Raw genomic sequence first — 25,310 nt, 5'->3', positions numbered from 1 at the left:
AACCCACCGGGAGACAAACCCATGCAGGCACCCCTGGCCGCTGGCGCGCTGAACGCAGCCTACAAGAACAAGATCGTCAGCGCCGCCGACGCGGTGTTGCTCATCCACGATGGCGACACCGTGGCCACGGGCGGCTTCGTCGGCATCGGCTTTGCCGAGAGCATCGCCGTGGCGCTCGCCCAGCGCTGGGAGGCCACACAGACCCCGCGCGACCTCACCCTGGTCTACGCCGCAGGCCAGGGCGATGGCAAGCAGCGCGGCCTCAACCACCTGGGCCACGCGGGCCTGCTCAGGCGCGTGATCGGCGGGCACTGGAGCCTGGTGCCGCGCATCCAGAAGCTCGCGGTGGACAACCAGATCGAGGCCTGGAACCTGCCGCAGGGCGTGATCACGCACCTGTTCCGCGACATCGCCGCGGGCAAGCCCGGCACGCTCACGCGCGTGGGCCTCGACACCTTCGTGGACCCGCGCCATGGCGGCGGCAAGCTCAATGCGCGCACCACCGAAGACCTGGTGCGCATCCTGCCCATCGACGGGCAGGACTACCTGTTCTACAAGGCCTTCCCGATCCACGTCGGCATCATCCGCGCGACGACGGCCGACGCGGACGGCAACCTCACCATGGAGCGCGAGGCGCTCACGCTCGAAGCGCTGGCCATCGCCATGGCCGCGCGCAACTCGGGCGGCGTGGTCATCGCGCAGGTCGAGCGCATCGCCGAGCGCGGCACGCTCAACCCCCGGCAGGTGAAGGTGCCCGGCGTGCTGGTGGACGCCGTGGTGCTGGCCACCGAGCCCGCGCACCACCACCAGACCTTTGCCGAGCCCTACAGCGCCGCGTTCGCGGGCGAATTGCGCGTGCCCGTGGACACGCTGGAGGCCATGCCCCTGACCGAGCGCAAGATCATCGCCCGCCGCGCGGCGCTGGAGCTGCGCCCGCACCAGGTGGTGAACCTGGGGATCGGCATGCCCGAGGGCGTGGCCAACGTGGCGGCCGAGGAGCGCATCATCGACCTGGTCACGCTCACGGCCGAGCCCGGCGTGATCGGCGGCATCCCCGCCGGGGGCCTGAACTTCGGCGCGGCCGTGAACCCGCAGGCCATCATCGACCAGCCCAACCAGTTCGACTTCTACGACGGCGGCGGCCTGGACATCGCCATCCTGGGCCTGGCGCAGGCCGACCAGCACGGCAACCTCAACGTGAGCAAGTTCGGGCCGCGCCTGGCGGGTGCGGGCGGCTTCATCAACATCAGCCAGAACGCCAAGACCGTGGTGTTCGTCGGCACCTTCACGGCGGGGGCGCTGCAGGTGGAGGCGGTCGACGGCCACCTGCACATCCTGCACGAAGGCGGCGCGCGCAAGCTGGTGCGCGAGGTCGAGCACCGCACCTTCAGCGGCGCCGAGGCGCTGCGGCGCGGCCAGCGCGTGCTGTACGTCACCGAGCGCTGCGTGTTCCGCCTGGTGCCCTCGGGCGAGGAGGGCGGTGGCGGCGCGCTGGAGCTGATCGAGCTGGCGCCCGGCATCGACCTGCACCGCGACGTGCTGGCCCACATGGCCTTCACGCCGCGCATCAGCCCGGGCCTGCAGGCCATGGACATGCGCCTGTTCGAGCCCGGCCCGCTGGGCCTGCGCGAGCAGCTGCTCAACCGCCCGCTGGTGCAGCGCTTCGAGCTCGACGCCGCGCGCAGGCTGCTGCACATCGACTTCTCGGGCCTGCAGATCAACACGGCCACCACCATCGACGCCATCGAGCACGAGGTGCGTCGCCTGCTGGCACCGCTTGCCGCCCAGGGCGAGCGCGTGGAGGTCATCGTGAACTACGACCACTTCACCATCGCGCCCGACCTGGCCGATGCCTACACCGCCATGGTGCAGGGGCTCACGCGCGACCACTACGCGGACGTCAAGCGGTATGGCACGGTGGGTTTCCTCAAGTCGCGCCTGTTCTGAATGCTATAAAAACAATAGCTATTGGCGCAATGCCCCCGGGCGCTGGACGCTGTTTTTGCTTCAAGGCCGGGGGCGTAAGGCCCGTGCGGCGCCGGGCTTGCACGCCCTCGGATGTCTCCATAATCACTGCCCATGGACAAACTCAAGGCCTTCGAATCCTTTGTGTCGGTGGCCACGCGCGGCAGCCTCACGGCCGCCGCCAAGGCCGAGGGCGTGGCGCCCGCCATCATGGGGCGGCGGCTCGACGCACTGGAAGAGCACCTGGGCGTGAAGCTCTTGGTGCGCACCACGCGGCGCATCAGCCTCACGCACGAGGGCAGCGCGTTCCTGGAAGACTGCCAGCGCCTGCTGTCCGACGTGGCCAATGCCGAGGCCAGCGTGTCGGAAGGCGGGGTCAAGGCCACGGGCCATTTGCGCATCACCGCGCCCGCCGGTTTTGGCCGCCGCCATGTGGCGCCGCTGGTGCCGCGTTTTCGCTCGGCGCACCCGGACGTGACCATCTCGCTGAACCTCAGCGACCGCGTGGTGGACCTCGCGGGGGAAGGCTTCGACTGCGCCGTGCGCGTGGGCGACCTGCCCGACTCGTCGCTGGTGAGCGTTCGCATCGCCGACAACCGCCGCCTGTGCGTGGCCACGCCCGAATACCTGGCCCGGCGCGGCACGCCGCGCGCGCCGGCCGAACTCGTGCAGCACGACTGCCTCACGCTGTCCAGCGACGCATCGCAGACGCGCGGCTGGGCGTTCCGGGTGCCCCTTGCGGATGGCGCCACGGAGGTCATGCATCTGAAGCCCGGCGGGCCGCTCGACTGCTCCGACGGCCAGGTGCTGCACGACTGGTGCCTGGGCGGCTGGGGCATTGCCTGGCGCAGCACCTGGGAGGTCGAGGCCGAGATCGCCGCTGGTCGCCTGGTCGCGGTGCTGGAGGACTTCGCCGCGCCGCCCAACGGCATCTATGTGGTGTTCCCCCAGCGCAAGCACCTGCCGCTGCGCGTGCGGCTGTGGATCGACTTCCTGAAACACCAGTACGCGCAGCCCGCGTTCTGGAAAGGCGAATGACTTCCCCTGAGCCGCTGCGCGCCTTCCTCCGACGCGAAGCGGGATGCCTCCGGGGGCCAAGCCGGTTCCACGGTAGCGCTGGCCTTGGCGCGCCCCATGCGTTGGCCCGCTCCGTGCGACGGGTGGTGCTGATGGACCGCCCCGTGGCAGACTGCGCACTCCATGGCCGAGCCCACGCTTCTCGTCGCTGACGACCACCCGCTGTTCCGCGCCGCCGTGCTGCACGTGCTGCATGAGCGTCTGCCGCAGTTCCGCACGCTGGAGGCGGCCAGCGCCGCCACGCTGGGCACGGCGCTGCAGGAGCACCCCGAGGTGGAGCTGGTGCTGCTGGACCTGAGCATGCCCGGCGCGCGCGGCTTCTCCTCGCTGCTGCACGTGCGCGGCGAGTACCCCGAGCTGCCGGTGGTCATCATCTCGTCCAACGACCACCCGCGCGTGATCCGCCGCGCGCAGCAGTTCGGCGCGGCCGGTTTCATCCCCAAGTCCGCGCCGGCCGAGGCCATGGGCGAGGCCATCGAGGCCGTGCTCGACGGCGGCAGCTGGTTCCCGCCCATGGCGGCCGAGCGCTCCGAGGCCGACGCCGAGCTGGCCGCGCGGCTCGCGCAGCTCACGCCCCAGCAGTTCCGCGTGCTGCTGTGCCTGGCCGACGGCCTGCTCAACAAGCAGATCGCCGCCGCGCTGGGCCTGGCGGAGAACACCGTGAAGGTGCATGTCACGGCCATCCTGAAAAAGCTCGCGTGCTACAGCCGCACGCAGGCGGCGGTGCTGGTGAAAAGCCTGGAGGCCGAAGGGGTGGAGCCGGATTGATGGGATTCTTTTGAGAAAAATAGGCTCCAGCGCATATTGGATAAGCGCAAGCAGCTATGAAAAGAGGAGTGAGGGAATGGATTATCCAGCGCTGCAAGCCAGGCTGCGCAGTTTTGCCGCAGCCCGGGACTGGCAGTCTCGCCACACACCCAAGAACCTGGCCATGGCGCTGACGGTGGAGTCGGCGGGGCTGCTGGAGATGTTCCAGTGGACGACGCTGAGCGAATCGCGGGGTGTTGTGCGCGATCCCGCCCACAAAGAGCGCGTGGCCCATGGGATTGCCGACGTGCTGCTTTGCCTGTTGCAACTGGCAGACCATGCAGGGGTGGACCTTCCAGACGCCGTGGAGCACACGCTGCGTGCAAAGACGCTCGAACACCCACCCAAGCACCCGGAACTGGAGCCTCCCCTACCCGCTGCCGTCGTGTCCGGCATATGCGCCCCCATAACCCCTGCGACCTCCAGAGTGCACCTGCTCGTTGATTGGGAAAACGTGCAGCCCAAGGGCGATGAACTCAAGGCACTGGTGCCGCAGGGCACGGATGTGTGGCTGTTCCATGGCCCACATCAGACGGTGGACCCTGCGGGACACCAGCAGGTTTACGGGGCAGAGCAGGTGACACGTGTTCCGAGAACAGGTGCGGGCAGGAACGCGCTGGATTTTCAACTGGCTTACTACGTTGGATACATCTCGGCCCGTCAGCCGGAGGGCACGTTTGTGGTCGTCTCCAACGACCAGGGTTATGAACCCATGTTGGAGCATGCGAGGGAGCTGGGGTTTGATGCGCAGCGGTGTGGGTTCCGCAGGATGCCGACACCGCCCGCCGCATCCCTAGCGCTGAAGTCCGCGCCCTTGCCGCAGCCAGAGCCTCCATCGGCGGCGACCCCTGCGGTGGAGGCGACGGTCAAGACCACAGCAAAAGCTGTAGCACCACGGCCTCCGCCTGCAAAAGCTGCTCCGGTCCGCCCCCAGGCCACGCGGGCAGACATGCAGCAACTGCTGGCCCAACTGGATGGGCTGACTCCACCCCACCGCCCCGCGCGGAAGGATGCGCTGTTGGTGCTGCTGCAAAGCTGGTTGGGCGAGTCCAGTGCCCGGTCGCCGCGCACATCGCACGCCTTGGCTCAGTTGCAGGCGCGAAAGCGGGTGGTGGTCAAGGGCGACGCGGTGTCCTACCCGCCCGTGGTGGTGGCCCAGCCTGTGGCGAAAACGTCCGCCGCTAAGGCTGCTTCTTCCAAGGCAGGGACTGCAAAGGCCGCGCCTGCCAAGAAAGCATCTGCTTCCAAAGCGCCCGCACAACCGCCACTGCCGAAGAAATCTGCCGTTTCAGCTCCATCCAAGTCGCACGTCCCTGCCGCTGGCAAGACCGCAGCACAGGCTGTGCAACCCCCCACCGCAGCCCAGGTGGCGCGGGCGGTGCTGGCCAGCCTTCAGAAGATGAGCAAGAACAAGCCCCGGCAACGCTCGGGCTTGCTCAAGCATATCCAGGCCCACTCTGCACGGGCAGAAGACCCCGCGACCATGGCGCAGCGTGTGCTGCGCTTGCTGGAGGCGCGCAAGGATGTGGCCACCGCATCGGATGGCAAAGGGATTACCTACTTGACATTGAAATAGGTGCGCGGCGCTTGTCCATCAAGCGCTTAAAGCTATGAAAAATGCAGCATTAAGGCGTATCTTGCTGCAACCTCAGCAGCGTCTGGCTCACCAGCGCCCGCAGCGCCGGCGCCCGCACCGGCTTGGCCAGAAAGCCCCAGCCGCGTTCGGCCGCCTGCCGGCGCAGCGTGGCGTCGTGCTCGGCGGTGACCAGGATCACCGCTGGGGCCTGGCCCCAGCGTTCGCACAGCTGGGCGTAGACATCGGGGCCATGGTGGCGGGAGCCCAGGTGCACGTCCAGCAGCACCAGCTGCGGCGCCTGGCCGCGTTCGGCCTGGGCCAGCGCCTCGGGCGCGCCGCCGGCCAGCGGCACCTGGCAGCCCCAGCGCTCCAGCAGGGCGCGTGTCGCGGCGCAGGTGGGTCCGTCGTCCTCGATCACCCAGGCGCTGCTGCCCTGCAGCGGGGCGTCTTCCTGCGGCTGCCGTGGAGCGGCCGTGGCGGCGGCGGCTGGCTGTTGCCGCGCGGCGGCGGGGTCGCCCAGCGGCACGCGCACCCAGAACACGCTGCCGCGCCCCAGCTGCGAGCGCAGCCCGATCTCGTGCCCCAGCAGGCGGCCCAGGCGCTCGACGATGGCCAGGCCCAGGCCCGCGCCCCGGTCGTCGGCGCGGCCTTCGTCCAGGCGGCGGAACTCCTCGAAGATTTCGCGCTGCAGCGCCTCGGGGATGCCCGGGCCCTGGTCGTGCACCTCGATGCGCAGGTGGTCCCCGGCCCTGCGGCAGCCCACCACGATGCGCCCCTGCCGGCTGTAGCGGATGGCGTTGGAGACGAAGTTCTGCAGGATGCGGCGCAGCAGGTTCTCGTCGGTGCGCACCACGGCGCGCGTGGGCACGCAGCGGAGCTTCAGGCCCTGGCCCTCGGCCAGCACGCCGAAGTTGTGGGCCAGCACCTGCAGCAGCGGGCCCAGGGCCACGTCGTGGATGTGCACGTCCAGTTGCCCCGACTCCATGCGCGAGATATCGAGCAGGCTGCTCAGGATCGCGTCCTGCGAAGCGAGCGCGCCGTCGATGCTGTCCACCGTGCGCCGCTCGGCGTCGTCCTGCAGGTGGCTGCGCAGCAGCGAGGTGAACATGCGCGCGGCGTTCAGCGGCTGCAGCAGGTCGTGCACGGCGGCCGCGACGAAGCGGGTCTTGTAGCGGTTGGCGCGCTCGGCCTCGCGCCGCGCGGCGTCCAGGTCGCGCGTGCGGTCGGCCACGCGCTGCTCCAGCGCATCGGCCAGGCTGCGCAGTTCGCGTGCGGCGTTCTTGTAGCTGGTGATGTCGGCATAGCTGGTCACGAAGCCGCCTTCGGGCAGCGGGTTGCCGCGGATCTCGAGCACCGTGCCATCGCCCTTGGCGCTCTCGTGCAGATGGGGCAGGCCGCTGCGCAGGTGCGACAGGCGCCGCTCGATCGCCTCGTCGGCCGGGCCGGGGCCCAGCAGGCCGCGGCGCGCGTTGTGGCGCAGCAGGTCCGCGATGGGCTGGCCCACGCGCATCAGGTCGGCGGGGTAGCGAAACAGCTGCACGTAGCGCGAGTTCCAGGCCACGAGGTTCAGGTCGGCATCGATGATGACCACGCCCTGGGGCAGGTGCTCCAGGCTGCGCGAGAGGCCCGTGTCGGTCTGCTGGGCGGCCTGCTGCGCCGCCTGCACGATGCCGTCCTGGGCGGTGCGCAGCTCCTGCGCGTGCTGCTGCAGCACGGTCTCCAGCTCCTGGCGGCTGCGCTGGCGCAGGTTCGCCAGGCGCTGCCGCTGGCGCACGAACAGCACCAGCAGGGCCAGTGCCAGCCACCCGCCGCCGCCGGCCGCCGCGGCCCAGCGGCTGTCGGCGATGCTGCTGTGCGTGTCGTGCACCAGGTGCAGCTGCCAGGGCGTGCCGGGCAGCGGCTGGGTCTGCCACAGCACGCGGCCGGGCAGGGGCGGCAGGTCGGGCGACAACAGGCGCACCAGGCGGCCGCCGTTGTCCATGTGGTCGTCCACGCGCCAGGCCAGCGGGCGCAGCGGCTGGTTCGAATACTGGCGCGTGGCGTTGAGCTCGCGGCGCTCCTCGTCGCCCAGGGGCTCCAGCAGGCGGTAGCGCCACGCGTCCTGGCTGGCCAGGAACACCACGCCGTGCGCGTCGGAGGCCAGCACGATGTCCGGCGTCTGCAGCCACTCGCGCTCGAGCTCCTGCAGCGCGATCTTGATCGCCACCAGGCCCAGCGTGTGGCCGCTGGCGTCGCGGATGGCCTGCGACAGGAAGTAGCCCGGCTCGCCCGTGGTCACGCCGATGCCGTAGAAGCTGCCGCGCCCCTGCGCCAGCGCCTCCTGCACATACGGGCGAAAGCTGTAGTCCACCCCCACGTTGCTGGTGGTGGTGCGCCAGTTGCTGGCCGCCACGGCCAGCCCTTCGCGGTTGAGCAGGGTGAGCGTGGACGACTGGCTCGCGCCGTTGGCCTGCTCCAGCTTGAGGTTGAGCTGCTCCACCTCCGCCGGGCTCAGGACGCGGGTCAGCGCATCCTGCAGCTGCGCGTCCAGCGCCAGCACCTCGGGCAGGGTGCGGTAGCGGTCGATGCGCTGGGCCAGCGTCTGGCCGTACAGGGTCAGCTGCTGCTGCACGCTGTCGCTCTCCTCGTGCAGCGAACGCTGCCACGCCCACTGCCCGGCCACGAACATGCTGCCCGCCATGCCGGTGAGGAGGATCAGCAGGGTCCAGAATTTGCGAAGGCGCGGCGTCGTCATGGGGCAGAAATCAGGGGGCCGGGAGCGTGCCCCGGGCTGTGATGGTGAGGGCAGCGAGTGTGCCTCACCTCGCTGGCGCCTAGGGGTTTTCCCTATATTGGGGCACGGGGCGCCCTCTGGCGGTGCCACCGACTAATACCAATAGGTTATCGGCTGAATCCGGGGGCGGCGGTACAAACGGCACCCTCGACGCACCCCGCTGGTGCAGTCACCGTGATTTCAGGAGACATCCCCATGCACGCCATTACCGCCCCCACCGCCCATCCCGTGCGGCTTCCCTTTTACCGGCAACTGTACTTCCAGGTGGTGGTCGCCATCGTCCTCGGGGTGCTGCTGGGCCACTTCGAGCCGGCCTACGGCGAGGCGCTCAAGCCGCTGGGCGACGCGTTCATCAAGCTGGTGAAGATGATCATCGCCCCGGTGATCTTCCTGACCATCGTGACCGGCATCGCGGGCATGTCGCAGCTCTCCACCGTGGGCCGGGTGTTCGGCAAGGCCATGGCGTACTTCCTGTTCTTCTCCACGCTGGCGCTGGTCGTCGGCCTGGTGGTGGCCAACGTGGTGCAGCCCGGCGCGGGCATGAACATCAACCCCGCCGACCTGGACCAGACGGCCGTGAAGACCTACGTGGCCAAGTCGCACGAGATGTCGCTCGCCGGCTTCGCGATGGACATCATCCCCAAGACGCTGGTCAGCCCCTTCGTGGGCGACAACATCCTGCAGGTGCTGCTGGTGGCCGTGCTGTTCGGCATCGCGCTGGCCATGGTGGGCGAGGCCGGCCGCCCGGTGCAGAATTTTCTGGAAGCGCTGACCACGCCCGTGTTCAAGGTGGTGGGCATCGTGATGAAGGCCGCGCCCATCGGCGCGTTCGGCGCCATGGCCTTCACCATCGGCAAGTTCGGCCTGGGTTCGCTCGTCAACCTGGCCTGGCTGGTGGGCTCGTTCTACATCACCTCGCTGCTGTTCGTGGTGGTCATCCTGGGCTTCGTGGCCCGGCTGTGCGGCTTCTCGGTGCTCAAGCTGTGCCGCTACCTGAAGGCCGAGCTGATGCTGGTGCTGGGCACCTCGTCGTCCGAATCGGCCCTGCCGTCGCTGATGGAGAAGATGGAAAAGGCCGGCTGCAGCAAGTCGGTGGTGGGCCTCGTGGTGCCCACGGGCTACTCGTTCAACCTGGACGGCACCAACATCTACATGACGCTGGCCGCGCTGTTCATCGCCCAGGCCACCAACACCGAACTCTCGCTGGGCCACCAGGTGGCGCTGCTGCTGGTGGCCATGCTGTCGTCCAAGGGCGCGGCGGGCGTGACCGGCGCGGGCTTCATCACCCTGGCCGCCACCCTGGCCGTGGTGCCCGAGGTGCCGGTGGCCGGCATGGCGCTGATCCTGGGCGTGGACCGCTTCATGAGCGAGTGCCGCTCGCTGACCAACTTCATCGGCAACGCGGTGGCCACCGTGGTCGTCTCGCGCTGGGAAAACGCGCTGGACCACGAACGCCTGGACGCCGCGCTGAATGGCCATCCGCTGCCCGCCCCCGGGGTGGTGCCCGCCGCCGAGGTGCCCCTGGGCGCGGTGGCCCGCTCCGCGGCCTGATACGCCGCCACTCGCCGCCGCAGCGGCGCGGGCCCCGGGGCTTGCGCCGCTGTTTTTTTTGCTATTGATGTAATAGCTGCTTGCGCTTGCTGGGCGAGCGCTGGCCCCCGTCTGTGTTCAGGCGAATGCCTTGCGCCGCTGCGCCACCATGCCTGCCGTGCCCGCCAGCAGCGTGAGCAGCAGCAAGCCCCATCCGCCCAGTGCCGGGATGCCATGGGCGCTGGGGGGTGCGGCGGCCAGGGGCATCGCCGGGTCCAGGATCTCGCCGTTCTGCAGGCCGTCGTCATCGCCCACGCCGCCGTCGGTCACGTCAAAGCCCACGGTGTTGCCGTTGATGAGCAGGTTGCCGGGCGTGATGAAGTTGCCATGGCTGTGCTTGATGAAGTCGTCCACCGCCTGCGGCCAGATGGTGGTGACGCGCACCGTCGCGCCCGGGGTGCAGCCCACCAGCTTGAAGCGGAATGCGCCTTGCGGCGCGGTGTGGCCTGGCGGCGTTGCGGCCGCCGCGATGAACCCGGTGGCCGCCGGGTCGAAGCGGCAGCCCGCCCCCCCGCCGGTGAAGCTGGCGCTGGCCGCGCCCCCCGCGCCGCCGGCCGGCACGGTGGTGCCGGTGGCGGTGGTGATGGCCGCGTACTGCGCCTGCACGCTGCGCGGGGCCTGCACGTTGGCGAGGGTGCAGGTGCGGCTGGGCAGGTCCACGCCGTCGCAGCCGGTAAAGCCGGTGAAGGTGAAGCCCGCGTGGGGCGCGCTGGCGGTGCAGGTGGCGCCGCCGCCGTGGTTCACGCTCGCCGGGCAGGTGACGATGCCGCCGCCGGCGGGCGATGCGCTGGCGCTGAGGGCATGGGTGTTGATGGCGAAGCTCGCCGTCACGCTGCGCGCCTGGTCCAGGGTGACGGTGCAGGTGGTGGCGCTGCCGGCGCAGTCGCCGCCCCACACCACGTGCCAGTCGGTGACGGGCGTGGCCGTGAGGGTCACCACGCCGCCCGCGAGGTAGCTGGCCTGGCAGGTGCCGCTGCTCGCAATGCAGTTGGTGATCTGGCCTGCCGTGGGGGTGGGCGGGGCCGTGGCGCCCACGCTGCCGCCCGTGGACAGCACGGCCAGTTGCAGCAGCTTGTCGTCGCGCAGGTCGGCGTCGGCGCGGTCAGGGCCTGCGTTCCGGCCCCGCATCCCGGCGCCGGCCGCGTTGCCGCTGACGCTGTGTTCGCAGCCGGGCGCCAGGGTCAGCTGGCCATCGTTCCACAGCCCGCCCACGGCCTGGCCGCCAGCGAAGCTGGCAGGGTGACCACTACCGCCACCGCCCGCGGCCAGGTTGGCGCTGATGGCGCAGCCCGCGCCCTGCACCGTGAGTTGCGCGCCCGGCGCGTTGTAGATGCCGCCGGCCGCCGCGCCGCCGGCGCTATTTCCGCCGCCGCTAATCCATCCCCCGCCCCCGCCGCCGCCCACCCAGACGCCGCCGAGCGTGGCATACCCCCCGCCGCCGCCCGTGTCACCAGCATTTCCTGGAAAGCCCGTGCTGCCGGTGCCGCCGTTTCCTGCAAGGGTTGCGCCTGCGCCGCCGCTGCTGCCGTTGCTGCCGTTCCCGGCGTCGGTGTTCCCGCCGCCGCCGCCATAGCCGCCACCTCCCGCGCCGTACCATCCGCCACCGCCACCGCCGCCCGCCCAGCCACCGCCGCCGGCACCGCCACCACCGGCGCCACCGCCCCCCGCGCCCCCGCCATGGCTGCCGCTGCCGCCATTGCTGAAACCCTCCCCACCCGTTGGTGTATCGATGGCGCCGCTACCGCCTCCATTGAGGCTGCTGCCATTGCCTCCGCTGCCGCCCGCGCCCTTGATCTCGCCCGGCTGGCCGATGTTCAGCCCCACGCCGCTGCCCCCGCCGCCGCCGCCCATGCCGCTCTGCCCGCCGCCCGTGGCGTAGTTGCCCTGCACCTGCACGCCGTCGAGCGTGAGCGTGCCATCGTTGCGGATGCCCGCGCCCCAGGACGAGCCCGACTGCGCCGTGCCGCCCACGTCGATCCCCTTGCCTGCCAGCAGCCCGCGCGTGATGACCAGCCCGCGCAGGGTGGCGGTGGCGCCCGCGTTGACCCACAGCACGCGGCCCCGAAGCTGCCCGTCCAGCGTGACGCCGGGGCCGTCGATGGTGACGCTCTTGCCGATGACGAGCTGGCCCAGCAGCGCCACGCGGGACACGCCGCCCGCGAAGGCGATGGTGTCGCCGCTGGCGTTGGCATCGGCGAGCGCCTGGCGCAGGCTGCCCGGGCCGCTGTCGTTGCCGTTGGTCACGGTGAGGCTGGCCGCCTGGGCGGCGCCAGCGGCCACCAGCGCGGCGGCGCAGGCCAGCCCGCGCAGGGGATGGGGGCACGGGGTGTGGAACATGGTTTGTTTGCTTTTGTTTTGATAGCTGTTTGCGCTTGCTGAGCGGGCGTTGAAGGGTGTTTTGGCTTTAAACGCCGCCTCGCCGCCGGTGCAAGCCCAGCGCGGCCACCAGCGCAGACAGCAGCGCCAGCGCCCAGGGCGCATCCACGGGGATGGCCGCGGGCGGCGCAAGGGGGTTGGCGAAGCGGCCCGCGGCTGCGGGGCAGCTCGTGTCGCTCTCCGGCCAGTACTGGTTGCCCGTGCCGGTGAAGGGGATGGCGCTATAGCAGTTGTCGCCGGGCGTGTTGTCGGTGATCTGGTTGTGGTTCAGCGTGAACGTGTGCCCGGCCGGAGCACTGAACCGGACGCCCGCGCCCCTGTTCGCGCCGCCTGCGGCGGGGCTGGCGTTGTTGGCAATGATGCTGCCGGTGACCAGCGTGTTCACGCCGCTGTAGAGGGCGCCGCCCTGCTGGCCGGCGATGTTGCCCGTGAAGCGGCTGTTCGCCACCGTCAGCGAGCCGCTGCCCGTGCTGTAGACGGCGCCGCCCAGGCTGGCGGTGTTGGCGGTGAACTGGCTGTCCGTGATGGTCACCGTGCTGTCGCGGCTGAAGAGGCCGCCGCCGTTGGCCAGGGCCGTGTTGCCGGTGATGACGCTGTGGTCGATGTTCAGGGTGACGCCGTCCGCGTAGATGCCGCCGCCATCCGTCGGGCCGCCGCCGGCGGTATTGCCGCCGGCCAGCGTCAGCCCGCGCAGCGTGAGCGTGGTGCCCGCCAGCGTGGCGGTGACCAGGGGTGTGGCGCCGCCGCCGTCCAGGGTCACGCGCCCGCCGCCGTCGATGGTGGTGTTCGAGGCCTGGTAGATGTCCAGCGCGCTGCCCAGCGTGATGGTGCTGCCTGCGGGAAAGGCGGCGGGGTCGAACGCGATGGTGTCGGCGCCGCTGCCCAGCGCGCAGTCGGCGTCCCAGACGGTATCCGTCACCGCGCTGCCGAGGGCCTCGGTCAGGCTGCACAGGCCGTCGCCCCCCATGACGGTCGTGGTGTTGACGGTGATGGTGGCCGCGGGGGCCAGGCTGGCGGCCAGCAGGCAGGCGGCGGCGAGGGCGATTCGTTTGGGCATGAAAAAGGCTTCCAGCGCCCACGCAGAAAGCGCAGGCAGCTATGAAATTGAAAGCATTGGCGTGAAGTCACAGATGGTAGGGATTGGCCATGCGCCTGTCTGTCCTCAGAACTGATGACATGGCGCTGCTGCCCGGCGCTTGCCCATAATCCAGCCCATGGCCCCCGACACCGCCCCGCCCCTGCCCGCCCCCTGGCCCGCGCGCCTGCCGGCTCCTTTGCGGGTGGGCGTGGTCGAGGACGACCCGGCCTGCCGCGACACCTTCATCGCCATGATCGGCGCGCAGCCCGACCTGGCGCTGGCCATGGCGGCGGCCAGCCGGGCCGAGGCGCTGGCGCTGCTGCCCCAGTCGCCCATGGATGTGCTGCTGGTGGACCTGGGCCTGCCCGACGGCTCGGGCCTGGACGTGATCCGCGCCGCGCGCGCGCAGTGGCCCGGCTGCAGCGTGCTGGTGAGCACCATCTTTGGCGATGAAACGCACGTGCTGCGCTCCATCGAGGCCGGGGCCATGGGCTACCTGCTCAAGGACGTGAGCGCCGCCGAGCTGGCCGAGGAAATCCGCAGCATCCACGCGGGCGGCAGCCCCATCAGCCCCATGGTGGCGCGCAAGATCCTGGCGCGCGCCGCCGCCAGCCTGCCGCCCGCCACCGAGCCGCCCGCCGCGCTGCTGTCCGCGCGCGAGCAGGAGGTGCTGCGCTGCGTGAGCAAGGGCTTCACCACCGAGGAGACGGCCCGCACCATGGGCGTCTCCCGCACCACGGTGCTCACCTTCGTGCGGCGCATCTACGCCAAGCTGCAGGTCAACACGCGCGCCGAGGCCATCCATGCCGCCCACAGGCAAGGCCTTCTGGCGAACGGGTAGGTGGTGCGCCGCGCTGCTGTTGGCCGCCTGGCTCGCGGCCTGCGGCGGCGGCAGCGCTACCGATAACCCCACGCACCTGCGGCAGGCCGCCTTCCGCATGGAGCCCGGCGCGGGCTGGGAACCTCCGCCCGCGCCGCCCTTCGCAGGGGAGGAGGAGAAAGGCGCGTGGGCCAGCGTGCCGCTGCCCCACGCGCGGGAGCGCAGCCTGGCCGAGGGCGGCGCCTCGCTGCGGGCCCCGCCCGACGTGGCCTGGTACCGGCTCGACCTGCCCCCGCCCGGTACACCCGGTGCCCCCAGCGCATCGGGCGCGCCGGGCCAGGACTTGTTTCTGTACCTGCCGCGCTGGCAGACCATCGGCATCGTCGCCGTCTATGTCGATGGCCGCATGGCCTACCGCACGCGCGGCAGCCGCGTGTGGAACAGCTTCAACCGGCCCCTGTGGGTGGCGCTGGGCAACCAAGCCGCCGGTGGCGAGCCGCCCCGCACCGTGTGGCTGCGCATGGCCAGCCAGCGCGGCGTGGGCGGGGCCGTCTCCAGCGCCTGGGTGGGCACCGAGCAGAACCTGCTGTGGCGCTACAGCGTGCGCCGCTTCGTGCAGAACGACTTCATCAGCCTGACCGGCGCCGCCTTTCTGGCCATTGGCCTGTTCGCGCTGGCCGTGGGCTGCGTGCGCCGCCGCGAGCCCATCTACCTGCTGTTCTTCGCCATCTCCGTCACCACCTTGCTGCGCAGCCTGCACTACGTGGTGGACGACCGGCCCCTGCCCGTGCCCGACGACTGGTTCGGCTGGATGACCGTCAATTCGCTGGGCTGGGCCATGGTGTGCACCTTCGCCTTCGCCTTCCGCGTGCACGGGCGGCGCATGCCCGCGCTGGCGCTGGGCATCGCGGGGCTGGTGTCGCTGGGCACCGTGCTCACCCTGCCGCTGCCGCCGCTGCTGCCGTACCTCGATGCCATGCTGCCGCTGGTCTATCTCGTCATCACCGTGCTGACGGCGGTGGTGGCCGCGTCGGGCCTGTGGGCCTCGTGGCGCGCGCGGTCGCGCGAGGGGCTGGTGCTGTTCGCCTGGTTCTCGCTGAACGTGCCCGCGGGCGCGCACGACCTGCTGATGGTCAACTACCGCATCGACATGGAACATGTCTATCTGGCGCCCTACAACGCCATCGGCCTGTTCGCCATCTTCCTGGCCATCGTCTGGCGGCGCTACGTGGGCGCCATCCACGCGGTCGAGGTGGCCAACGCCGGGCTGGAAAGCCAGCTCGCCGCCCGCGAGCGCGAACTGACCGCCAGCCACGAGCAACTGCGCGCGCTGGAGCGCCAGCAGACCCTGGCCACCGAGCGCCAGCGCATGATGCAGGACATGCACGACGGCATCGGCTCGTCGCTGATGAGCGCGCTGCGCATGGTCGAGCGCGGCCAGGCCAGCACGGCCGACACGGCCCAGGTGCTCAAGGACTGCATCGACGACCTCAAGCTCGCCATCGACTCGCTGGACCCCGCCGATGCCGACCTGCTGGCGCTGCTGGCGGCCGTGCGCTTTCGCCTGGCGCCCCGGCTCAAGGCCGCGGGCATCACCCTTGCCTGGAACGTGCAGGACCTGCCCCCGCTGCCCTGGCTCGACCCGCAGTCCGCGCTGCACGTGCTGCGCATCCTGCAAGAAGTGCTGGCCAACATCCTCAAGCACACCCAGGCCACCCTGATCGACGTGGCCACCGCGCCGCAGGCGCAAGCCGGGCAGGGCGGCGCGGGCGTGGTGGTGCGCATCCGCGACAACGCAGGCGCCTTCGTGCTGTCCGAAGGCCCGCCCGCCGCCCTGGCCGGGCAGGGCCTGCTCAACGTGCGCCACCGCGCCCAGGCCCTGGGCGGGCGCTGCCAGTGGGCGGCGTGGGAGGGCGGGGGCGAATTCACCCTGTGGCTGCCGCTGGCGCGCGGGGCTTGATGTACTACTCTTTTGATAGCTGCCGGCGCTTGCCTGCTAAGCGCTGGAGGCCTGTTTGGCATCAAACTCCGGCAAGGCCTTGTCCTCAGTTCTGAGGACATACAGGCGCGTTGCAATTTCTTAACATTCCGGCGGTTCGTCACACACCAAGCCCCCGCCATGCCCCGCCGCCCCTGCGCCCTGCGCGCCCTGCTGCTCCAGCTCGTGTTCATCGCCATCGCCTGCCTGGCCGCCCACGCCCAGGCGGGCACCTGGGCGGTCAGCGGCAGCCTGGGCGATGGGCGCCAATGGCACACCAGCACCCAGCTGCCCAACGGCAAGGTGCTCGTCGCGGGCGGCTATGGCGGTGGCAGCCTCAGCCACCTTGCCAGCGCCGAGCTGTACGACCCCGCCGCCGGCCAGTGGGCCGCCACCGGCCCGCTCGCCCACGCGCGCCGCGGCCACACCGCCACCTTGCTGCCCCATGGCAAGGTGCTCGTGGCGGGTGGCTACGACGGCAGCGCATTCATCGCCAGCGTCGAGCTGTACGACCCCGCCACCGGCTTGTGGAGCGGTGCCAGCGCGCTGGCCCAGCCGCGCACGGAACACACCGCCACCCTGCTGGCCGATGGCCGGGTGCTCGTCGCGGGCGGCCACGCCAGTGGGGGGCAGGTGGCCCAGGCCGAACTGTACGACCCCGCCACCGGCGCCTGGTCCCCCGCCGGGCAGTTGGCCGAAGCGCGCCAGGGCCATACCGCCACCTTGCTGGCCGACGGCAGGGTGCTCGTCGTCGGCGGCGGCAACGGCACCGGATACCTCGCCACCGCCGAGGTGTACCGCCCGAGCGACAACACCTGGGGCTCCGCCGCCCCGCTGCCGCAAGGGCCGCGCAGCGATTTCACCGCCACCTTGCTGCCCGACGGCAGGGTGCTTGCCGTGGGCGGAAACAGCGGCAGCGAGCAGCTTGCCAGCGCCGAGCTGTATGACCCCCAGGGCGATACCTGGGCGCCTGCCGCCTCGCTGAACAGCAAGCGCTTGTTCCACACCGCCACGCTGCTGCCCGGCGGCAAGGTGCTCGTGGCGGGAGGCTTCGGCAGCGGCAGCGCTCTCCAAAGCGCCGAACTGTACGACCCTGACACCAACCAATGGACCGCCGCCGGCGGCCTGAACGACGGGCGCTGGCGCCACATCGCCACCCTGCTGCCCCAGGGCAAGGTGCTCTTCATCGGGGGCGCCAGCGACCTTGGCGCGCTGCTCGCCAGCACCGAGCTCTACGACCCCGCCATCGGCACCTGGGAGGGTACCGGCGCGCTGCCAGGCCAGCGCACGGAGCACACGGCCACCCTGCTGCCGGACGGCAAGGTGCTCGTCGCGGGCGGGGGCGCCGGTTATGGCACCGGGCAGCTCATCGGCGCTGCCGCGCTGTACAACCCCGCCACCGGCGCCTGGGCCGCCACGGGCCCGCTGGCCGCCGCGCGCGCCTACCACACCGCCACCTTGCTGCCCGGCGGCAAGGTGCTCGTCGTGGGCGGCCTCGGCAGCGCAGGAGCGCTCGCCAGCGCCGAACTCTACGACCCCGCCACGGGCACCTGGAGCGGCACCGGCGCGATGGCCAGCCCCCGCTTATGGCATGCCGCCGCCCTGCTGCCCAGCGGCCAGGTGCTGGTCGTGGGGGGCTGGGGCAGCAACATCAGCAACAGCCAAACCGCCACCGCCGAGCTGTACGACCCCGCCACCGGCCTCTGGTCCGCCACGAGCGCGATGAGCGCCGCACGCCAAGGGCCCACGGCCACCCTGCTGCCCACCGGCAGGGTGCTCGTCGCGGGGGGGAATGGCAGCGGCGGCCCCCTGGGCAGCGCCGAGCTGTACGACCCCGCCTCGGGCACCTGGAGCGGCGCCGGCGCGATGGCCAGCCCGCGCTGGACACACACCGCCACCCTGCTGCCCCAGGGCAAGGTGCTTGTCGCGGGGGGGTACAGCGGCGCATACCTCGGCAGCGCCGAACTCTACGACCCCGCCCTGAACGCATGGAGCCCCACCGGCCCGCTCAACACCGGACGCTCCGGCCACACCGCAACCCTGCTGCCCGGCGGCAAGGTTTTGGCCGCTGGGGGGGGTGGTGGCGGCTACCTGGGCAGCGCCGAACTGTACGACCCCGCCACGGGCGCCTGGGCCGCCACCGGCGCGCTGGCCACTGTGCGCGCCTACCACACCGCCACCGTGCTGCCCGATGGCACGGTGCTCGCCGCCGGGGGGCGCGACGGCGTCACGGCCACCAGCGGCATCGCCACCGCCGAGCGCTACGACCCTGCCGGCGGCGCAGTGCCCCCGGCCCGCATTCCCACATTGACCGGCGGCCCCGCCCGGTTGAGCGGCGCGGCCTTCACCCTCACCGGTTTGCGGCTGCGTGGCGACAGCGAGGCCAGCGGCGGCGGCACCAGCGCATCGCCCACCCCCTTGCCGCTGGTGCAGTTGACGCGGCTGGACAACGGCGCGCACACCTGGCTCGCGCCCACCGGCTCCACCGCCGCCAGCATCGACGTGGCCGCGCCGGGCGTGCTGCCCAGCGGCCGGTATGCGCTGCGGGCGTTCGTGAACGGCATGGCGTCCAACGCGCTGCTGCTGGGCACGCAGGCCCAGCCCACGCTGGCCCTGTCCGCCAGCGCCGTGGGCGCCAGCGTCACCTTCACCGCCACGCTGAACGGCGCATCCGCCAGCCCCACGGGCCAGGTGGCGTTCAGCGTGGATGGCGCGCCGCTGGCCTGCACCACGGCCACCTTCAGCGGCGGCGTGGCCACCTGCGCCACCAGCAGCCTGGCCATGGGCCTGCACAGCATCACCGCCAGCTACACGGGCGACGCCGACAACGCGCCCGCCACCGCCAGCCCGCTGGCGCACACCGTCAACACCGCTGCCGTGCCCGTGCCGGGCGGCGGCGGCAGCACGGCGCAGGTCGGCATCACCGGCGGCCCGCCCGGCTGCACCGTGAACACCCTGGGCCTGAGCGCGGCCACCGGCGCCGACAACCTGCCCGCAGGCGCCACCGCCCCGCTGGGCGTGCTGCGCTTCACGGCCACGGGCTGCGCGAATGCCACGCTGGCGGTGGCCGTCACCTACCCCGGCGGCAGCCTGGCGGGGCTGGTGCCGCGCAAGTTCGGCCCCGCCACGGCCGGTGCCACGGCGCTCTGGTTCCCGCATGGCGCGGTCAGCGGCGACACGGTGAGCTTTGCCGTCACCGACAACGGCACGGGCGACAACGATCCCGCCCCCGGCGCCATCGCCGACCCGCACGCCATGCTGCTGCTGGCCGCCGGGCCCGCCGGCGCGCAGGCGATTCCGGCGCTGTCCGAAGGGGGCTTGCTGCTGCTGTCGGCCCTGCTGGCCCTGGTGGCGCTGTCAGCGGGCCGCGTGGGAAGGCGGGTGGTGTGAATCACTTCTCTTTTTGTAGCTGCTGGCGCTTGATGGGTGGGCGCTGGGGGCTATTTTTTGCATAGAACCCTGGCAGGGCCTTGTCCTCAGTTCTGAGGACATACAAAAGCGGCAGGCAACGGCAACATGGCGCATCTTCATCGCCACCAGCCCACCCATGCCATTCCCCTCCACCACCGCCCGCCTTGTGGGCCTGCTGCTGGCCGCCGCGGCTGCGCTGCCGGGCGCGGCCCCTGCGCAAGTCCTGTACGAAGGCTTTGACGAAACCTTCACGCTATCGGGCAATGGCTGGGTCATGCAGAACAACAGCGCCCCGGTGGGCGCCATGGGCTGGTTCCAGGGCACCCCCATCTCTGCCTTGCCGGACCCCGGCCCGTTCGACGCCTACAGCGGCGCAGCCAATGCCTACATAGCGGCCAACTTCAGGAACACGGGCAGCAGCGGCACCATCAGCAACTGGCTGGTCATGCCGAACCGCACACTGAGCAATGGCGACGTGCTGACCTTCTATACGCGCAAGCCGGTCCCCAACCCAACGGACTACCCCGATCGCCTGGAAGTGCGCATGAGCACGCAGGGCGCCAGCACGGACGTGGGCACCACCGCCACCGACGTGGGAGACTTCACCACGCTGCTGACGAGCATCAACCCTGGCCTGGCGGCGGGCGGCTACCCCGCCGCCTGGACGCAGTACCGCATCACCGTGTCCGGGCTGGCCGCCCCCACCTCGGGCCGCGTCGCGTTCCGCTACTTCGTGACCGGCGCCGGCACCTTCGGCGCGAACGGCGACTACATCGGCATCGACGACGTGACGCTCTGCCCCGCCCCCGCCATGACGGCCACCGGCACGCCCGCCAACGGCACGGCCGGGGCCGCTTATGCCTACACGCTGGCGCAGGCCGGGGCGGTGGGCGGGTCGTCCTTCGCGGTCGCGGCGGGGGCGTTGCCGCCGGGTCTGGTGCTGTCGGCTGCAGGCGCCATTTCCGGCACCCCCACGGCCACGGGCACGTTCAGCTTCACGGCCACGGTGACGGACAGCCGCCACTGCTCGGCGTCGCTGCCCACTTCCATCACGGTGCAGGCAGGCAAGCCGCCCCCGCCGGCCAGCGCCACCGCCACCGCGGGCGACGCCGAGGCGACGGTGGACTGGAGCCCGGAACGGTGGGCGGACGCCTATGGGGCCCCCATCACCAGCTACACCGCCACCGCCGTGCAAGACCCCGCCAGATCCTGCACCGTGACCGGCTCCGGGCACAGCTGCACCGTGGCGAACCTGGCCAATGGAACAAGCTACACGTTCCGCGTGGTGGCGCACAACGGATCCCCCACGCAACCCGATTCGGACGCCGCCGTGACCAACGCGGTCACGCCCCTGGGCGCGCAGAGCATCACCTTCCTCCCCGCCACCATCCCCGCGCAGGCTGCGGGCACCACGCTGACCCTGGGCGCCACGGCGACGTCGAACCTGCCCATCACCTACAGCGCCACGGGCGCGTGCAGCGTGGCGGGCAGCGTGGCCAGCTTCAGCGGCGCGGGCTCGTGCACGCTGACGGCCAGCCAGCCGGGCGGCGGGGCCTGGGCGGCGGCGGCGCCCGTAGCGCGTACCTTTGCCGTGATGGCGGCGCCCACGCTGGCGCTGGCGGCCAACGCCAACCCCAGCGCACTGGGGGCCAGCGTCACCCTCACCGCCACGTTCGGCAGCGCCAGCAACCCCACGGGCACGGTGAGCTTCAGCGCGGACGGCCTGCCGCTGGCCTGCGCGGCCCCGCCCGCCATCACGGGCAGCGTGGCCGCCTGCACCGTCAGCGGCCTGCTGGTGGGCGCGCACGCCATCACCGCCAGCTATGCGGGCGATGCCAACAACACCAGCGCCACGGGCGGGCCTCTGGCGCTGACGGTGGGCCAGGCCAGCCTGGCGGTGCCCGGCGGCGGCGTGGCGCAGGCCAGCATCTCCGGCGGCCCGGCGGGCTGCACCGTGGGCAGCCTGGCGCTGACCGCCGCCGCCCCGGGCGACAACCTGCCCGCAGGCGCCACCGCCCCGCTGGGCGTGCTGCGCTTCACGGCCACGGGCTGCGCGAATGCCACGCTGGCGGTGGCCGTCACCTACCCCAGCGGCAGCCTGGCGGGGCTGGTGCCGCGCAAGTTCGGCCCCGCCACGGCCGGTGCCACGGCGCTCTGGTTCCCGCATGGCGCGGTCAGCGGCGACACGGTGAGCTTTGCCGTCACCGACAACGGCATGGGCGACAACGATCCCGCCTCCGGCGCGATCGCCGACCCGCACGCCATGCTGCGGCTGGCCGCCGGCGCGCAGGCGATTCCTACGCTGTCCGAATGGGGCCTGCTCGTGCTGGCGGCGCTGCTGGGGCTGGCAGCGCTGCGCAGGTTTCAAGCCGGATCGGCCTCCAGCGCTTGATGAGAAAGCGCTGAAAGCTATCAAATCAGGAGTTTTTTGCCGGATGCGCTAGCATTGCCAGTCCCATTCTCACGAGGCGCCCCATGACCACTGAAGCCCTGCTGGCCTACGCCCACTTTCTGGCCATCCTGACCATGACCGTCTTCCTGGCCAGCGAGGCGGCCCTGTGCCGCAAGGAGTGGCTCAACGCCGCGGTGGTGGAGCGCCTGGCGCGGGTGGACATGGTCTATGGCATCTCCGCCATCGCCGTGCTGGCCACGGGCCTGGCGCGCACCTGGTGGGGCATGAAGGGCGCGGGGTGGTACTGGTCGCAGCCCCTGCTGCACACCAAGGTCACGCTGTTCGTGGTCATCGGCCTGATCTCCATCGTGCCCACGGTGCGCTTCCTGCGCTGGCGCAAGCAGCTGCGCGCCACGGGTGCGCTGCCCACCGAGGCCGAGGTGCGCGGCACGCGCCGCCTGGTGATGATCGAGGCGCACCTGCTGGTGGTGATTCCGCTGCTGGCCGTGTTCCTGGCGCGGGGCGTGGGCACGCGCTAGAAAGTACAAAGCCCCGCGTGCGGGGCTTTGTTTGGGGGCCAAGGTGTGTCAGGCGGGCTTGTTGCTCAGGCATTCCTTCATGAAGGCCTTGCGCTCGTCGCCCTTGAGGGTCTTGGCCTTGGGGTCTGCGTTGCAGGTCTTCATCTTGGTCTGCTGCTTTTCCTGCTTGTTGGCAGACAGGCATTCCTTCATGAAGGCCTTGCGCTCGTCGCCCTTCTTTTCCTTGGCGTCGGCATTGCAGGTGGCCATCTTGCTCTGTTGCGCGGTGGGCGCCTTGGCCGGCGCGGAGGCAGCGGCGGCAGGCGCGTCGGCGGCATGGGCCGTGGCCAGGGAGAGGGTCAGGCCGATGGCCGTCATCAGGGAAAGCAGTTTCTTCATGTAATGCTCCTGCGGGTAGGGGGGGATGGACGGCCCGGTGGACACCGGGCCATTCAGCATAACGCCACAGCGGCGGGATGGGATGACGGGGCGCCCCCGTAGAATCCCCGCATGCTCTCCGTCAAACAGGAATTGCTCGCGGCGCTCGCCGGCGAGCTGGAAAAATTGTCGCCCGGCACTGCCGGGCGCGCTGCGTTCGAATCCCCCAAGGTGGCCGCCCACGGCGACTTCGCCTGCACGGCGGCCATGCAGCTGGCCAAGCCGCTCAAGCTCAACCCGCGCGCGCTGGGCGAGCAGCTCAAGGCCGCGCTCGAGGCCACGCCCGCGTTTGCCCGCTGGGTCGATGCCATCGAGATCGCCGGCCCCGGGTTTCTCAACATCCGCCTCAAGCCCGCCGCCAAGCAGGAAGTGGTGCGCGAGGTCCTGGGTGCCGGAGACCGCTTTGGCTACCAGGCCGACAACGGCCAGCGCGTGCTGGTCGAGTTCGTCTCGGCCAACCCCACCGGCCCGCTGCACGTGGGCCACGGCCGCCAGGCGGCGCTGGGCGACGCGATCTGCAACCTCTTTGCCACCCAGGGCTGGAAGGTGCACCGCGAGTTCTATTACAACGACGCGGGCGTGCAGATCCAGACGCTGACCACCAGCACGCAGCTGCGCGCCAAGGGCTTCAAGCCCGGCGACGAGTGCTGGCCCACCGACCCCGAGAACCCGGCGTCCAAGGCGTTCTACAACGGCGACTACATCCAGGACATCGCCAACGACTTCCTCGCGAAGAAGACCGTCAAGGCCGACGACCGCGAGTTCACCGCCAGCGGCGACGTGGACGATGTGGAGTCCATCCGCCAGTTCGCCGTGGCCTACCTGCGCAACGAGCAGGACAAGGACCTGCAGGCCTTCAATCTGAAGTTCGACGAGTACTACCTCGAGTCGAGCCTGTACACCAGCGGCCGCGTCGAGGCCACCGTGGGCAAGCTCGTGGCCAACGGCAAGACCTACGAGCAGGACGGCGCGCTGTGGCTCAAGAGCACGGACTACGGCGACGACAAGGACCGGGTCATGCGCAAGAAGGACGGCACGTACACCTACTTCGTGCCCGACGTGGCCTACCACATCGCCAAGTGGGAGCGCGGCTTCACCAAGGTCGTCAACATCCAGGGCACGGACCACCACGGCACCATCGCCCGCGTGCGCGCCGGGCTGCAGGCAGCCGGCGTGGGCATCCCGCAGGGCTACCCCGACTACGTGCTGCACACCATGGTGCGCGTGGTCAAGGGCGGCGAAGAGGTCAAGATCAGCAAGCGCGCGGGCAGCTACGTCACGCTGCGCGACCTGATCGAATGGACCAGCAAGGACGCGGTGCGCTTCTTCCTCTTGAGCCGCAAGCCCGACACCGAGTACACCTTCGACGTGGACCTGGCCGTGGCACAGAACAACGACAACCCGGTGTACTACGTGCAGTACGCCCACGCGCGCATCCAGTCGGTGCTGCGCGGCTGGGCCGAGCAGGGCGGCGGCGATGTGGCCTCGCTCCAGGGCGCGGACCTGTCGGCGCTCGAAGGCCCGCAGGCCCAGGCGCTGATGCTGCAGCTGGCCAAGTACCCCGAGATGCTCACCGCCGCCGCCGACGGCGAGGCGCCGCACGACGTGACCTTCTACCTGCGCGACCTGGCCGCCAGCTACCACAGCTACTACGACGCCGAGCGCATCCTGGTGGACGATGAAACCGTCAAGCGGGCCCGGCTGGCCCTCGTCGCCGCCACCGCGCAGGTATTGCACAATGGCCTGGCCGTGCTGGGCGTGTCGGCTCCGGCCAGAATGTAAGCAGTCACTATGAAGAAACAACAGACGGGTGGGACCATCATCGGCTTCATCGTCGGGGTCATCGTGGGCCTGGGGGCCGCACTGGCGGTGGCCGTGTACGTGACCAAGGTGCCGGTGCCTTTCCTCAACAAGGGCAACGGGCGGGGCGTGGACATGGATGCCGCCGAATCCCAGAAGAACAAGAACTGGGACCCGAACTCTCCGCTGTACGGCAAGAACCCCGCGCGTCCCCCCGCGCCGGCGGTGGCGGCGGCTTCCGCGCCCGCCTCCGTGGCGGCGCCCGAGGTGCGGGCGGCCGCCTCCGCGCCCAAGCCGGTTGCCAGCAAGCCCGAGGCGGCCAAGGCCGAAAGCAAGCCCGGCGCCGACCCGCTGGGCGATCTGGCCGTCGCCAAGGCCGCCGCCAAGGGCAACCTGGACCCGTTCGACTACTTCGTGCAGGCCGGGGCATTCCGTACCCAGGCCGATGCGGATGCCCAGCGCGCCAAGCTGGCCATGCTGGGCTGGGAGGCCCGGGTGAGCGAGCGCGAGCAAAATGGGCGGGCCGTGTTCCGCGTGCGCGTGGGCCCGTTCACCAAGCGCGATGATGCCGAGCAGCTCAAGGAAAAGCTCGACGGCGCCGGGGTGGAATCGGCCCTGGTGCGGGTGCAGCGCTGAACTGCCGCGCAGCGGGAGCTGAACTTTTTGCGGGGGCATGGCTCACATCCCCCAGACCAGAACCAGGAGAGTCTT

The 25,310-nt window shown here is 71.0% G+C and carries 16 protein-coding genes; 12 read left to right on the top strand and 4 right to left on the bottom strand.

Annotation, left to right across the window (positions count from 1 at the left end; translation table 11 throughout):
* Positions 1-21 precede the first annotated feature (21 nt).
* From ACAM51_RS11755 to ACAM51_RS11740, 4 genes are all read left to right on the top strand, one after another.
* Positions 22-1,947 (top strand): acyl CoA:acetate/3-ketoacid CoA transferase, encoded by a 1,926-nt coding sequence (locus ACAM51_RS11755; RefSeq protein ID WP_369643624.1) that lies wholly within the window; start codon positions 22-24, stop codon positions 1,945-1,947.
* Between the two features lie 132 nt (positions 1,948-2,079).
* Entirely contained in the window at positions 2,080-3,003 is a 924-nt protein-coding gene (locus tag ACAM51_RS11750) for a LysR family transcriptional regulator (RefSeq protein ID WP_218296741.1), read from the top strand.
* A gap of 162 nt (positions 3,004-3,165) precedes the next feature.
* Positions 3,166-3,810 carry a LuxR C-terminal-related transcriptional regulator gene (locus ACAM51_RS11745; RefSeq protein WP_369643623.1) on the top strand — a complete coding sequence of 215 codons (645 nt, stop codon included), beginning with the start codon at positions 3,166-3,168 and terminating at the stop codon, positions 3,808-3,810.
* A 76-nt stretch (positions 3,811-3,886) separates the two neighbouring features.
* Positions 3,887-5,425, top strand: a complete 1,539-nt coding sequence (locus ACAM51_RS11740) for a nucleotide pyrophosphohydrolase (RefSeq protein WP_369643622.1) — start codon at positions 3,887-3,889, stop codon at positions 5,423-5,425.
* A gap of 49 nt (positions 5,426-5,474) precedes the next feature.
* Here ACAM51_RS11740 and ACAM51_RS11735 read toward each other — a convergent pair whose 3' ends face one another.
* On the bottom strand, positions 5,475-8,159 hold the full coding sequence (locus ACAM51_RS11735; RefSeq protein ID WP_369643621.1) for a PAS-domain containing protein: 2,685 nt from the start codon (positions 8,157-8,159) through the stop codon (positions 5,475-5,477).
* Positions 8,160-8,393: 234 nt separating this feature from the next.
* On the opposite strand from ACAM51_RS11735, the gene ACAM51_RS11730 reads away from it, so the two are divergent.
* The gene (locus ACAM51_RS11730; RefSeq protein ID WP_369643620.1) at positions 8,394-9,749 is read left to right on the top strand and encodes a dicarboxylate/amino acid:cation symporter; all 1,356 of its coding nucleotides are present in this window, start codon (positions 8,394-8,396) and stop codon (positions 9,747-9,749) included.
* Positions 9,750-9,866: 117 nt separating this feature from the next.
* Here ACAM51_RS11730 and ACAM51_RS11725 read toward each other — a convergent pair whose 3' ends face one another.
* Both ACAM51_RS11725 and ACAM51_RS11720 read right to left on the bottom strand, forming a co-directional pair.
* Complete coding sequence (locus ACAM51_RS11725) at positions 9,867-12,125, bottom strand: IPTL-CTERM sorting domain-containing protein (RefSeq protein WP_369643619.1); 2,259 nt, start codon at positions 12,123-12,125, stop codon at positions 9,867-9,869.
* Positions 12,126-12,192: 67 nt separating this feature from the next.
* Positions 12,193-13,221, bottom strand: a complete 1,029-nt coding sequence (locus tag ACAM51_RS11720; protein WP_369643618.1) for a right-handed parallel beta-helix repeat-containing protein — start codon at positions 13,219-13,221, stop codon at positions 12,193-12,195.
* Between the two features lie 157 nt (positions 13,222-13,378).
* Between ACAM51_RS11720 and ACAM51_RS11715 the strand changes: the two genes are divergently transcribed.
* From ACAM51_RS11715 to ACAM51_RS11695, 5 genes are all read left to right on the top strand, one after another.
* Positions 13,379-14,083: a response regulator transcription factor gene (locus ACAM51_RS11715; protein ID WP_218296746.1), complete on the top strand. Its 705-nt coding sequence runs from the start codon at positions 13,379-13,381 to the stop codon at positions 14,081-14,083.
* Positions 14,084-14,102: 19 nt separating this feature from the next.
* Entirely contained in the window at positions 14,103-16,022 is a 1,920-nt protein-coding gene (locus tag ACAM51_RS11710; protein WP_369643617.1) for a histidine kinase, read from the top strand.
* A gap of 159 nt (positions 16,023-16,181) precedes the next feature.
* Positions 16,182-19,430 (top strand): IPTL-CTERM sorting domain-containing protein, encoded by a 3,249-nt coding sequence (locus ACAM51_RS11705; protein ID WP_369643616.1) that lies wholly within the window; start codon positions 16,182-16,184, stop codon positions 19,428-19,430.
* Between the two features lie 157 nt (positions 19,431-19,587).
* Complete coding sequence (locus ACAM51_RS11700; RefSeq protein ID WP_369643615.1) at positions 19,588-21,843, top strand: IPTL-CTERM sorting domain-containing protein; 2,256 nt, start codon at positions 19,588-19,590, stop codon at positions 21,841-21,843.
* 83 nt (positions 21,844-21,926) lie between these two features.
* On the top strand, positions 21,927-22,382 hold the full coding sequence (locus ACAM51_RS11695; RefSeq protein WP_218296750.1) for a DUF2214 family protein: 456 nt from the start codon (positions 21,927-21,929) through the stop codon (positions 22,380-22,382).
* A gap of 48 nt (positions 22,383-22,430) precedes the next feature.
* Here the strand turns inward: ACAM51_RS11695 and ACAM51_RS11690 are convergent, their stop codons facing one another.
* Positions 22,431-22,760 (bottom strand): PsiF family protein, encoded by a 330-nt coding sequence (locus ACAM51_RS11690; RefSeq protein ID WP_218296751.1) that lies wholly within the window; start codon positions 22,758-22,760, stop codon positions 22,431-22,433.
* A gap of 111 nt (positions 22,761-22,871) precedes the next feature.
* Between ACAM51_RS11690 and argS the strand changes: the two genes are divergently transcribed.
* Together argS and ACAM51_RS11680 are read left to right on the top strand one after the other, a co-directional pair.
* Entirely contained in the window at positions 22,872-24,581 is a 1,710-nt protein-coding gene (gene argS, locus ACAM51_RS11685) for an arginine--tRNA ligase (RefSeq protein ID WP_369643614.1), read from the top strand.
* A 9-nt stretch (positions 24,582-24,590) separates the two neighbouring features.
* Positions 24,591-25,235 (top strand): SPOR domain-containing protein, encoded by a 645-nt coding sequence (locus tag ACAM51_RS11680; RefSeq protein WP_369643613.1) that lies wholly within the window; start codon positions 24,591-24,593, stop codon positions 25,233-25,235.
* Positions 25,236-25,310: the final 75 nt, after the last annotated feature.

The sequence above is a fragment of the Acidovorax sp. A79 genome, from assembly GCF_041154505.1.
Taxonomy (GTDB): domain Bacteria; phylum Pseudomonadota; class Gammaproteobacteria; order Burkholderiales; family Burkholderiaceae_C; genus Acidovorax.
This window is presented reverse-complemented; position numbering and strand designations above follow the sequence as displayed.

Bases quoted from the DNA above. Each gene is read 5' to 3' on its own strand.
- ACAM51_RS11755 (WP_369643624.1), top strand. From the start codon at position 22: ATGCAGGCACCCCTGGCCGCTGGCGCGCTGAACGCAGCCTACAAGAAC.
- ACAM51_RS11750 (WP_218296741.1), top strand. From the start codon at position 2,080: ATGGACAAACTCAAGGCCTTCGAATCCTTTGTGTCGGTGGCCACGCGC.
- ACAM51_RS11745 (WP_369643623.1), top strand. From the start codon at position 3,166: ATGGCCGAGCCCACGCTTCTCGTCGCTGACGACCACCCGCTGTTCCGC.
- ACAM51_RS11740 (WP_369643622.1), top strand. From the start codon at position 3,887: ATGGATTATCCAGCGCTGCAAGCCAGGCTGCGCAGTTTTGCCGCAGCC.
- ACAM51_RS11735 (WP_369643621.1), bottom strand. From the start codon at position 8,159: ATGACGACGCCGCGCCTTCGCAAATTCTGGACCCTGCTGATCCTCCTC.
- ACAM51_RS11730 (WP_369643620.1), top strand. From the start codon at position 8,394: ATGCACGCCATTACCGCCCCCACCGCCCATCCCGTGCGGCTTCCCTTT.
- ACAM51_RS11725 (WP_369643619.1), bottom strand. From the start codon at position 12,125: ATGTTCCACACCCCGTGCCCCCATCCCCTGCGCGGGCTGGCCTGCGCC.
- ACAM51_RS11720 (WP_369643618.1), bottom strand. From the start codon at position 13,221: ATGCCCAAACGAATCGCCCTCGCCGCCGCCTGCCTGCTGGCCGCCAGC.
- ACAM51_RS11715 (WP_218296746.1), top strand. From the start codon at position 13,379: ATGGCCCCCGACACCGCCCCGCCCCTGCCCGCCCCCTGGCCCGCGCGC.
- ACAM51_RS11705 (WP_369643616.1), top strand. From the start codon at position 16,182: ATGCCCCGCCGCCCCTGCGCCCTGCGCGCCCTGCTGCTCCAGCTCGTG.
- ACAM51_RS11700 (WP_369643615.1), top strand. From the start codon at position 19,588: ATGCCATTCCCCTCCACCACCGCCCGCCTTGTGGGCCTGCTGCTGGCC.
- ACAM51_RS11695 (WP_218296750.1), top strand. From the start codon at position 21,927: ATGACCACTGAAGCCCTGCTGGCCTACGCCCACTTTCTGGCCATCCTG.
- ACAM51_RS11690 (WP_218296751.1), bottom strand. From the start codon at position 22,760: ATGAAGAAACTGCTTTCCCTGATGACGGCCATCGGCCTGACCCTCTCC.
- argS (WP_369643614.1), top strand. From the start codon at position 22,872: ATGCTCTCCGTCAAACAGGAATTGCTCGCGGCGCTCGCCGGCGAGCTG.
- ACAM51_RS11680 (WP_369643613.1), top strand. From the start codon at position 24,591: ATGAAGAAACAACAGACGGGTGGGACCATCATCGGCTTCATCGTCGGG.